Annotated in this window: 1 pseudogene; it reads right to left on the bottom strand. The window is 66.3% G+C overall.

From position 1 onward, the window contains the following. Window positions 1–1,397: pseudogene (locus JCM25156_RS16605) on the bottom strand (putative PEP-binding protein); the annotation flags it as partial.

Below are 1,397 nucleotides of genomic sequence, written 5' to 3'. Positions count from 1 at the left end.
GCGGCCGCAAGGCGCGCGACCGGCACACGGAACGGGGAACACGAAACATAATCCAGCCCCACTTCATCAAAGAATGCGATGGAGTCAGGGTCGCCACCATGTTCACCGCAGATGCCCAGCTTCAGGTCAGGGCTGGTCTGCCGTCCGCGTTCCACGCCGATGCGGACCAGCGCGCCCACGCCATCACGGTCAATGGACACGAACGGATCGCGCGGGAGCAGTCCCTGATCCACGTAATAAGGCAGGAACGACCCCGCATCATCACGCGACAGACCGAACGTGGTCTGGGTCAGGTCATTGGTGCCGAATGAGAAGAAATCCGCATATTCCGCAATCCGGTCGGCCTGAAGGGCGGCGCGGGGCAGCTCGATCATGGTGCCGATGTCGTAATTGAGGTTCGTGCCTTCTTCCTTCAGCACCCGCGCGATCTCATCTTCCGCCGCGCGGCGGGTGGCGGCCAGTTCGGCCTGTGTGGCTACCAGCGGGATCATGATTTCCGGCCGGATGGGCTTGCCCGTTTCCTTTTCCACCATCACGGCGGCCTGGATCAGGGCGCGCACCTGCATGGCGTAGATTTCCGGGCTGGTCAGGCCCAGACGGCAGCCACGATGGCCCAGCATCGGGTTGGTCTCGGACAGCGCGGCGCAACGGGCGCGGATTTCTTCCACGCTCTTGCCCAGCGCGGTTGCGACCTCGGCCATCTCGGCATCGGCATGCGGCAGGAATTCATGCAGCGGCGGATCCAGCAGCCGCACCGTGACCGGCATCCCGGCCATGATGCGGAACAGGCTGGCGAAGTCATCGCGCTGGAAGGGCAGCAGCGCCGCGATGGCCTTCTGGCGCACGTCCTCGGCGTCGGCAATGATCATCTGGCGGACAAAGCCGATACGGTCGGGGCCGAAGAACATGTGTTCGGTACGCGCAAGGCCGATGCCTTCCGCCCCGAAACGGCGCGCGGTGCGGGCGTCTTCGGGGGTTTCTGCATTGGCGCGCACGCCAAGGCGGCGCACGCTGTCCGCCCAGCCCATGAGCGTATTGAAATCATCCGACAGCGTGGGCGGAATGGTCGGCACGCGCCCCAGGAAGACCGCGCCCGTGCCACCGTCCAGCGTGATCCATTCACCCTGCGCGATGGTGTGGGTGCCCACGCTCATGGTGCCCGCCGCGTAATCGACATGGATGCTGCCCGCGCCCGCCACGCAGACACGCCCCATTCCACGCGCCACGACAGCGGCGTGCGAGGTCATGCCACCACGGGTGGTCAGCACGCCACGGGCGGCGTGCATGCCATGCACGTCCTCGGGCGAGGTTTCGATACGGACGAGGATCACATCCTCCCCTTCGCCGCGCGGGCCTCGCACTCCTCCGCCGACGAAGACGACCGCCACCCGCCGCCC

It is taken from the genome of Komagataeibacter kakiaceti JCM 25156 (assembly GCF_000613305.1).
This window is presented reverse-complemented; position numbering and strand designations above follow the sequence as displayed.